The sequence below is a fragment of the Terriglobales bacterium genome (assembly GCA_035561515.1).
Taxonomy (GTDB): Bacteria; Acidobacteriota; Terriglobia; order Terriglobales; family Acidobacteriaceae; genus DATMXP01.
Genome location: DATMXP010000058.1, coordinates 49,327 through 58,614, shown reverse-complemented (window position 1 = coordinate 58,614; position 9,288 = coordinate 49,327). Strand labels below are relative to the sequence as shown.

The following is a 9,288-nucleotide window of genomic DNA, read 5'->3' as shown; positions in this document are numbered from 1 at the left end:
CCGCCTAAGTGCTTTCCTTTCATATATAAGCCAAAAAGGTGGGGGGGGCCGCAGGAACTAACGCCCGGCGCTGACCGGGCTTTTTCATTTGGAGGAGAAATGGATCCCGATAACTCAGAACATCATTCACAACTCAGCGGCGACTCGGCCGCCACGCAACTGCATTACTGCGACCACACCAAGGTCGACGGATCACCCTGTCGCGCCGTGGCCGTGCGCGGCAGTCGCTTCTGTCACTTCCACCGTCGTTATAACGACGATCTTGACCCCACCCGCCGTGAGTATTTCTTCAACTCGCCCTTCCCCGCGCTCGAAGACCCCCGCGCGGTTGTCCTCTCCGTCTACAATGCGCTCGGCGACTACCGCCGCGGCCACCTCGATGCCAAGGGCTGCGCCATGCACCTCTATGGCCTCCAGATCGCCTCGAACATGATGCCGCGCCCCGATGCCCGGTCGCCGCTCGAACAACAACAACTTGAACAGCAGGCCCTCGCGCGGGAACTCCTCAAGCTTCAGCCAAAGTTAAAACAACCGAAGCCCGTCGAGCCCGAAGAAAAGCCTCCGGAGGAAGAAGCTCCTTCCCTGGCGCAACTCCTCCTCGACTCCCTGCAAGAGCTTAAGAACAGCGACTTCGTCCGCAGAGACGATGTAGCCGGCCTGCAGGAAGCATTGAAATCCAACCAGCCAGACAGCAGATCCGGCAAATAAGAAACGGCGTGGCTCCCGCCACGCCGCTATCTCTAACCACCCTCGAATCCTCTACAGAATTGTCCTTAGCGTGCGAATCGCGTCATTGATTTGGTGGGCGTTGACGCCCCCATAGCCGAGAATCAGCCCGCCTCTCTTTTCCGCCGACACATAACAACTGGAAAGCGGCATCGCGGAAATTCCCTTCTGCGCCGCCTTGCGGGCTATCTCGACATCGTTAACGCCCTGCGGCAGCAATGTGACCAGATGCATGCCGGCTTCGGCGCCCACGATCTCGAGCCTGCCGGGAATGTGACTACCAATCGACTTCACCAGAGCCTTGCGGCGCTCCATGTAGAGCATACGCATGCGGCGTATGTGGCGTGCGAAATGTCCGTCGCGAATGAAGTCGGCCATCACGGCCTGGTAAAGCGTGGAGGAGAAGATGTCTGCGGCATCGCGCGCCGCAGAGAAAACCCGGACCAGATCGGCAGGAAGAACGACGTATCCGAGACGCAGCGCCGGAAACATCACCTTGCTGAACGTCCCGATATAGATGACGCGATCGCTGCTGTCGAGTCCTTGCAACGAGGCGACAGGACGGCTTTCGAATCGGTACTCGCTGTCGTAGTCGTCCTCGATGATCCAAGTTCCGCTGCGGACAGCCCAGTCCAGCAGCATCATGCGCCGCGCGGCGCTCATCGTCATCCCCAGCGGATACTGATGCGACGGCGTGACATAGATCGCGCGAACGCTACGTCCTCGGCGCGCAATCGCCCCAACCTCAATTCCCTCCTCGTCAACCGGCACCGGAACGATTCGCGCTCCCACGCTGCTGAACGCCTGCCGAGCGCCCGGATATCCGGGATCTTCCATGAGCACCTGGCTGCCGGGATCGAGAAGCACCTGCGCGCAAAGCTGGAGCGCCTGTTGCGACCCGGTAGTAACGAGAATCTGGGAAGGCCGGCACCGCACGGCGCGCGCCGCCCCGAGATACTCGGCGATGGCCTCGCGGAACGGCAGATAACCCATCGCGTCGCCGTAGGCCATGCTGCTCTTGGATGGACGCCGGGCATGAGCCGCCACCAGCTTCGACCACACCCGACTTGGAAAATTTTCGAGCGCTGGCAGACTGACTCGGAATGCTCCGAGGCTGTTGAGCCAAACTTGCGAAGGCTCGCGAGTCAATGCGTCTCCGCGGCGGGAAAGCCGGCGTTTGGCACGGTCGTCAATCTGCTCCCGTCGATCTTTGCTGGAATCGGCCTTGATCGTCTCATCGGGAATCGCCCGAGCAACGCAGGTGCCTGCGCCAGTGAAGGTTTCGAAATAACCTTCCGCGTGAAGTTGCTCGAAGGCGTTCAGAACCGGAATGCGCGAGATGTTGAGTTCGGTCGCGAGGCTTCGGCTGGAGGGAACGCGTTGTCCTGGGCGCATTTGTCCGGTGGTAATTGCGTTGCGGAACCAGTCGTAGAGCTGCCGATAAATGGGAACATAGCTGCTTCGATCGAGCGCCACAGGCGGCAGAAATGTGGCTGCAATGCGCTTCGTCCCCATAAAGAAGTGGCTATATCGTATCACCGGAAAGTGGCTATTGAGCATAGCCACTGGTGCCCGGTAGCTTTGGCGCATGTGGGTATTCAAGATACGACTCCCGAAGCTCATACTCCTTTGCAGCGCCATTTGCCTGCTGCTTTCCATCAATGCCCTCTCCCAAGCAAAACCGGATAGTGCTCAACCGAAGGCTGAGGCTCTCGACGCGTCGAACAACTTCGACTTCGAGGTTGGCTCGTGGAAGATCCATCTCAAGCGTCTGCTGAAGCCACTGACTGGGTCGAAGCAGTGGGTAGAGTTCGATGGCACATCGAAGACGCGCAGGATTTGGGATGGCCGAGCGTATATCGAGGAGTTCCTGACGGACGGTCCTTCGGGAAAGGTCGAAGGAATCACGCTGCGGCTGTATAACCCGACCTCGCGGCAATGGAACATCTATTGGGCAAACGCGAAGGACGGCAAGTTAGGAGTTCCGACCGTCGGTGAGTTCAAGAATGGACGCGGCGAATTCTACGACCAGGAGGAATTCAACGGACGCACGATCCTGGTGCGATATGTGTGGTCGGACATTACGCCAAACTCGGCGCACTTCGAGCAGTCGTTTTCAGACGACGGCGGCAAAACCTGGGAGGTGAACTGGATCACCGACCAAACACGAGTGCCGGAAAGCGATGCGGCGCTCGCGGGTGGAGCGCCGCAGGATGCCAGCGCAACAGGCGGTCCGCATGACTTCGACTTCGAGTTTGGCACGTGGAAGACGCAACTGAAGCGGCTTGCGAATCCGCTGAGCGGATCAAGCAAGTGGGCGGATTACGAAGGCACCACGACAGTGCAAAAGCTCTGCGGTGGTCGCGCCAACCTGGTTGAGCTGGTAGCGGAAGGTCAAGCAGGACGGTTCGAGGGCCTGAACCTGCGGCTGTATAATCCGCAATCGCGCCAGTGGAGCTTGTACTTTGCCAGCCCGAAAATGGGCGTGTTGGCCAAACCCACCATCGGAGAGTTCAAGAATGGGCGCGGCGAGTTCTATAGCCATGAAGAGTACAACGGACGCATGATCCTGGTCCGGTTCGTGATCTCCCCGATCACGCCCGACTCATACCGGTTCGAGCAGGCTTTCTCCGACGACGGTGGTAAGACATGGGAGGTGAACTGGATCGCGACCGACACACGCGTCCGGAATGGGAGTGCTGCCGGAAACAGTTCCCGATGATTATTGAAATGCGGACGTACAAGACGAAGTCCGGAAAACGCGCTGAATTTCTAGATGTTTTCCGGACGAAGTCTCGGCCTGCGCACGATGAGATCGGTATGAAGATCCTGGGTCCGTTTCTCTCCGTGGAAGATCCCGATGTCTTCTTTTTTATGCGTGGCTTTCCGGACCTTTCTTCGCGCGAACCGATGAAGGCCAAGTTTTATGAAGGCGAACTCTGGAAGAACGAACTGGAACAAGTCCTGATGCCGATGCTGGAAAAATACGAGGTAGTCTTGGTGGACGATCCGGACGGGATGGTGCGATGGTAGAACGGCTCGCCTGTGGCGCACATGCCGCATGGTGTATATCTGCTCGTAGAAGAGTAACTCGACTTGCTTTAACCCGCCGCTTTTCAAGGACTTGCTAACGCAACGGGGCTCAGTCCCTTCGTAATCTCCCACATTCTTCGTCCAACATGTTAAAAAAGAGCTGCTGGAAGCCACTTTTCGTCATTGTTCATTCAGCGCTCGGTTCGTTGGAGGTTTCAGGGTGAAATTAACTGGAGTAATCGGGACAGCAATCCTCGTTTCAAGCCTTGCCATCGCAATCCCTGCGTTTGGCCAGCATGGTAAGCGGGGCGGTGACCACCATAAGCATGAAAAATTCGACAAGAAGCACGGTAAGTCCGTAAGAGTCGTTGAGCGTCGTGATGCGCACCGCGGACAACGGGTGGTTTGGGTAGACCATCGCGCGACTCGCTGGGAGCACGAACATCGTGGATGGAAGCAGCGTGGCGGATATCACGGATATCGAGTCCCGCGCGAGCGTTACGTTGTGTATTTCGGGCGAGAGCACAGATTCCGCGTCCATTCGTACCCTGTGGTGATTGTGGAAGGGCGCCCGCGTTTCCGCTATCACGACTGCTGGGTAACAATGGTGGACCCGTGGCCGGAATACTGGTCAGAGAGATGGTATGAAACCGACGACGTTTACGTAGAGTACGCTGATGACGGGTACTATCTCTATAACGAGCGGCATCCGGGCGTGAGAATTGCGGTGAACATCTCGATGTAAATCCAGCGACACGAATCAATCAAAGGCGTGGCTCAGGCCGCGCCTTTCGTTATTCTGGAGATGATTTGGGAACCGAGGCGGGTGGGAGTGTTCGCCGTCGTGGACCCTCATCCGATCACGCGACAGGGGTTACAGACCGTCGGGTGGGTTGCCAAATCAAATGCAAAATCTTCGTTACAAAGTGTTGACAATCTTGTGACACGGTTAGCGTGGGTAATGGGTAGCTTCTCTTGGAACGGGAGGAACATCCCGTTGAAATCAGCACTGGAGAACCAATGCGATCCCCATTCCCTCCCCTCCTCCTCGTGGTGTTCCTTTTTGTTGGTGTGGCGGTTGCGCAAACGCCTGCGCCCGAAGTTCTCGACAAGAATCTTGCAGTACGAACCGTAGTCTCCGGCCTTAACCAACCGACGTCGATAGCGTTCCTCGGGACGAACGAATTCTTTGTAATCGAAAAGGCGAGTGGCCGTGTGCAGCATGTGTTGAATGGAACTGTTGCGGGCACAGCGCTCGATTTGGCGGTGAACAACAACTCGGAACGCGGCCTGCTGGGGATCGCGCTCGATCCGCAATTCGCAACCAATCACTTTGTGTATCTGTACTGGACGTGCAACGCTCCTGTGCCGAGCGATCCGTTCTTTCCGAGCCAAACACGGTGCTCCGATACTCCGCAAATGGGAGCAGATTCGACGAATGTGCTCGGCGTGCCCCTGCTTGGAAATCGGGTGGACCGCTTTGTGTGGAACGGCACATCCCTAACGTTCGATCGCAACCTGATCATGCTGCATTCCTTCCAGGCAGATGGTGCACCTCAGCCGCCGAACCAAGGTGACGAAACCCAACCCGCACGAGGGAATCACAATGCGGGCGTGATCCGCTTCGGGCCGGATGGAAAGCTGTACATCATTATTGGTGACAACGGCCGCCGAGGCGCACTGCAAAACCTGCCGAATGGGCCCTTGGGAGATGGAAGCCCGGATGATCAGTTCGGCGGCCCGGCACCCGACGATGCTCATGTCACCGGAGCTGTGTTCCGCCTGAATTCAGACGGAAGTACTCCGACGGACAATCCTTTCTTTGCTGCCGGAGGAGCAATCGGAGGTGAAGTTGGAGCTAACATCCAAAAGCTGTTTGCATACGGCATTCGCAACGGCTTCGGCATGGCCTTCGACCCGATATCGGGAAGTCTGTGGGTTGAGTTGAACGGCGACGATACTTACGACGAAATCGAGATGGTGGATGCAGGCCACAATGGTGGTTGGGTACAGATTATGGGACCGGCATCGCGAGTACCGGATTTCAAGGCAATCGAGGTGTCGCTTCCGGGTGGACTGCAGCAGTTGAGGTGGCCGCCAGCGAATATTGCCGACACCCCGCAAGAGGCGCTGTCGCGGCTTTATATGTTGCCAGGAGCGAAATATAGCGATCCTGAATTTAGCTGGCGATTTGCAGTGGCTCCGGCCGCCATTGGGTTCCTTAACAGCCGTGCGCTCGGTCCTCAGTACGAAGGGGACATGTTCGTAGGAGCATCGAGGCTTACTCTTGAAAACGGATATCTATTTCGACTGCAGTTGACGGGTAACCGTCGGAAAATTGCGGTAGACGATCCGAGACTCGAAGACCGTGTCGCAGACAATACGGCTAAGTTCGACATCACGGAGAGCGAGTCGTTGTTGTTCGGCCGGAACTTCGGTATTGGTACGGACATTGTGACCGGTCCGAACGGAAATTTGTATGTGGTGTCGCTTTCGAACGGCGCGGTGTACGAGATATATCGAAAGAAAGTAGCGTCGTCTTAGGTAGAGTGCCGTTCCTCTTCAACTCCTTTGTGATCGTCCTGACCAAGAACTGAACTCGAAACATAACGGCGTGGCCGAAGCCACGCCGTTTGCTATCTTGAGAGACTTCTCGCTTATGGAAATGAAAACGGCGGGCGAGTCGCCCGCCGTCCTAGCCGGCAAGTTGCCGGGCTTCAAACACAGTTCACACAGTTGCTCCGGTCAGCACCTGTTCTCGGAGTTGGTCGTCCTGCTTCTTTTCCGCTTCGGTGGAAGGAAGTGCCAGGTTCAGCACATCCTCGATCACCGTGACGTAGTGAACGTTGACGCCGGAGAGTTGCTCTTCTGTGAGATCTTCTTCCACGTTCGTCTTGTTCTCGGCCGGGAAGATTACGTCTTTCACTCCCGCCCGCTTGGCAGCAAGGAACTTCTCTTTCACGCCCCCGATGGGCAGCACGTTTCCACTCAGCGTGATCTCACCGGTCATGGCCGTCAGCGGACGGGCTTGTTTTCCCGTGAGCAACGACACCAGCGCGGTCACGATGGTGATGCCGGCGGAAGGTCCATCTTTCGGGATGGCTCCGGCCGGAACGTGGATGTGCAGGTCGTGCTTCTCGAAATATTCCTCGTCGATGCCAAGGAACTTCGCGTTCGACCGCACCCAACTCAGACCGGCGTGCATGGATTCCTTCATCACGTCCTGAATCTGGCCGGTGATGGTGAATCCGCCCTTCCCTTTCATGGCCGTGGCTTCGACGAACAAGATGTCGCCGCCAGCAGGAGTCCAAGCGAGTCCGACGACGACGCCGGGACGCTTCGTGCGCTCCGCAATTTCGCTGTCGGTGCGGATCTTCATACCGCCAAGAAACTCCTTGGTCTGAATTAGATCCGGGGTAACCGTGAGCTTCACGTTCTTGCCCTCGGCGATACGACGTACCTGCTTGCGACACACGGTTCCGATCAGGCGCTCGAGGTTACGGACGCCCGCTTCCCTCGTGTAGTGCCGGATGATGAAGCGGATGGCTTCTTCCGGGAACTCAATCATGTCCGTCGGCAAGCCGTTCTCGTCGATTTGCCGGGGGATAAGGTAGCGCTGCGCGATGTGGAGCTTGTCGTCTTCGGTGTAACCCTGAAGCTCGATGATCTCCATGCGGTCGCGAAGCGGTTCGCTGATCGTCTCCAGCATGTTCGCCGTGGTGATGAACAACACCTTCGAGAGGTCGAACGGGACATCGAGGTAGTTGTCGCGGAACGTGTTGTTCTGCTCGGGGTCGAGCGTTTCGAGCAGAGCGGAGCCGGGGTCACCACGCCAGTCGCGACCGACCTTGTCGATTTCGTCGAGCATGAAGACAGGGTCGTTGGACTCGGCACGGCGGATACCCTGGATGATTTGTCCGGGGAGTGCGCCGATGTAGGTGCGACGGTGTCCGCGGATTTCAGCTTCGTCGTGCATACCGCCGAGCGAGATGCGGACGAACTTGCGTCCGAGCGCGCGGGCGATGGACTTGCCGAGCGAGGTCTTACCGACGCCCGGAGGTCCGGCGAAGCAGAGGATGGGACCCTTCATGTTCGGCTTTAACTTTCTTACCGAAAGATAATCAAGAATGCGGTCTTTCACCTTCTGCAAGTCGTAGTGGTCTTCGTCGAGAACTTCGCGCGCCTTGGTGATGTCTACGTCCGCAACACCGGCGGACTTGGTCCACGGAAGCACCGCGAGCCATTCGATGTAGTTGCGGGTGACGCCGTAGTCGGCAGCCATCGGCGACATCCGTGAGAGACGGTTGAGCTCCTTGAGAGCTTCCTTCTTCACCTCGTCGGGCATGCCAGCCTTCTCGATCTTCTCGCGAAGATCTTCGACGTCACGGGTGGTCTCGTCGGATTCGCCCAGTTCCTTTTGAATGGCCTTCATCTGCTCGCGCAGATAGAACTCGCGCTGCGTCTGCTGGACGCGGTCCTGAACCTCGCTCTGGATCTTGTTGCGAAGCTGCTGGACTTCGAGTTCCTTCGCCAGGTGCTGGTTGATCTTGTCGAGGCGCAAACGGACGTCGGCGGTCTCGAGGATCTCCTGCTTATCCTTCGTGGAAAGCGTCGGCAAGGAACTGGCGATGAAGTCCACGAGTCGGCCGGGCTCTTCGATGTTCATGGCGACCGTGGCAAGTTCGTCGGAAAGAGTCGGCGAACCGGCAACGATCTGCTGGAACAGGGTCAGCACATTGCGCTGGAGGGCTTCTTCTTCCGCGGACTTGGGCGGAACGATTTCGGCGATGCCGGTGACCTTGGCCGTCATATACGGCGCAAGTTGCGTGTATTCGTCCACGTGGATGCGCTCAAGGCCTTCCGCGAAAACGAAAAGGCTTTGGTTGGGCATCTTGACGACTTTGTGGACGACGGCAAGGGTACCGATACTGAAAAGATCGCTGGGTTGGGGCGAGTCCACGCGGGCTTCGCGCTGAGCGACGACCACGATGGTTTTGTCTTCCCCGAGAGAATTAATTAATTGGACCGAACTTTCCCGCCCGACGGTAAGTGGCAAAACCGCGTGGGGGAACAAAACGGTATCCCGGACCGGAAGGACTGGATAGCTGCGATTAGGCTGGCTGGTTTCCTTCTCGACGGATTCCGTTGGCGCTAAGTTGCGCGTTGTATTAGCCATAGCGTTCTCTTGAGTCATTTATACTCAACTTTTGATGACCCTGACTAGTGAAAGGATTCAGGGTGGGCTCCGGCCCCCAAAACGGGGAGGACGGATTGTAAATCGGCAAATTTTCATTCGCAATGACATGAAACAGTGCGAGCGCGTTGCACCGACGCCAACAGTCGTTGTGATGCGGCTGTATTAAGAAGACGACGACCGGTTGTGATGATTTTTCCTTAACTCTCGAAAGATTCGTAAGCCATCAGCGCATTTCCATCCCCTTCATTTGAAAAAACTTCAGATATTCGCAGTCAGGGTAGCAACCAGCAACGCCGGATTTGTCTCGTAAGTGTTGTTGGGAACTGATGAAT

General features: G+C 57.1%; 7 protein-coding genes. 5 read left to right on the top strand and 2 right to left on the bottom strand.

From position 1 onward, the window contains the following. Positions 1 to 99 precede the first annotated feature (99 nt). Positions 100 to 708 carry a hypothetical protein gene (locus VN577_24115; protein HWR17936.1) on the top strand — a complete coding sequence of 203 codons (609 nt, stop codon included), beginning with the start codon at positions 100 to 102 and terminating at the stop codon, positions 706 to 708. Between the two features lie 51 nt (positions 709 to 759). Here the strand turns inward: VN577_24115 and VN577_24110 are convergent, their stop codons facing one another. Further along, positions 760 to 2,316: a PLP-dependent aminotransferase family protein gene (locus VN577_24110; protein HWR17935.1), complete on the bottom strand. Its 1,557-nt coding sequence runs from the start codon at positions 2,314 to 2,316 to the stop codon at positions 760 to 762. On the opposite strand from VN577_24110, the gene VN577_24105 reads away from it, so the two are divergent. From VN577_24105 to VN577_24090, 4 genes are all read left to right on the top strand, one after another. After that, positions 2,315 to 3,448 (top strand): hypothetical protein, encoded by a 1,134-nt coding sequence (locus tag VN577_24105; GenBank protein ID HWR17934.1) that lies wholly within the window; start codon positions 2,315 to 2,317, stop codon positions 3,446 to 3,448. The genes VN577_24110 and VN577_24105 overlap by 2 nt on opposite strands. Further along, positions 3,445 to 3,759 (top strand): NIPSNAP family protein, encoded by a 315-nt coding sequence (locus tag VN577_24100; protein HWR17933.1) that lies wholly within the window; start codon positions 3,445 to 3,447, stop codon positions 3,757 to 3,759. The genes VN577_24105 and VN577_24100 overlap by 4 nt, the downstream gene beginning before the upstream one ends. Positions 3,760 to 3,979: 220 nt before the next feature. Beyond that, the gene (locus VN577_24095; protein ID HWR17932.1) at positions 3,980 to 4,504 is read left to right on the top strand and encodes a hypothetical protein; all 525 of its coding nucleotides are present in this window, start codon (positions 3,980 to 3,982) and stop codon (positions 4,502 to 4,504) included. Between the two features lie 275 nt (positions 4,505 to 4,779). Then, complete coding sequence (locus VN577_24090; protein HWR17931.1) at positions 4,780 to 6,303, top strand: PQQ-dependent sugar dehydrogenase; 1,524 nt, start codon at positions 4,780 to 4,782, stop codon at positions 6,301 to 6,303. 184 nt (positions 6,304 to 6,487) lie between these two features. On the opposite strand, the gene lon is transcribed toward VN577_24090, so the two are convergent. After that, positions 6,488 to 8,935, bottom strand: coding sequence for an endopeptidase La (gene lon, locus VN577_24085; protein ID HWR17930.1), 2,448 nt, complete (start codon positions 8,933 to 8,935; stop codon positions 6,488 to 6,490). Between the last annotated feature and the right edge of the window lie 353 nt (positions 8,936 to 9,288).

Coding starts and splice junctions, on each gene's coding strand:
- VN577_24090 (HWR17931.1), top strand. CDS start 4,780: ATGCGATCCCCATTCCCTCCCCTCCTCCTCGTGGTGTTCCTTTTTGTT.
- VN577_24105 (HWR17934.1), top strand. CDS start 2,315: ATGTGGGTATTCAAGATACGACTCCCGAAGCTCATACTCCTTTGCAGC.
- VN577_24110 (HWR17935.1), bottom strand. CDS start 2,316: ATGCGCCAAAGCTACCGGGCACCAGTGGCTATGCTCAATAGCCACTTT.
- VN577_24115 (HWR17936.1), top strand. CDS start 100: ATGGATCCCGATAACTCAGAACATCATTCACAACTCAGCGGCGACTCG.
- VN577_24100 (HWR17933.1), top strand. CDS start 3,445: ATGATTATTGAAATGCGGACGTACAAGACGAAGTCCGGAAAACGCGCT.
- lon (HWR17930.1), bottom strand. CDS start 8,935: ATGGCTAATACAACGCGCAACTTAGCGCCAACGGAATCCGTCGAGAAG.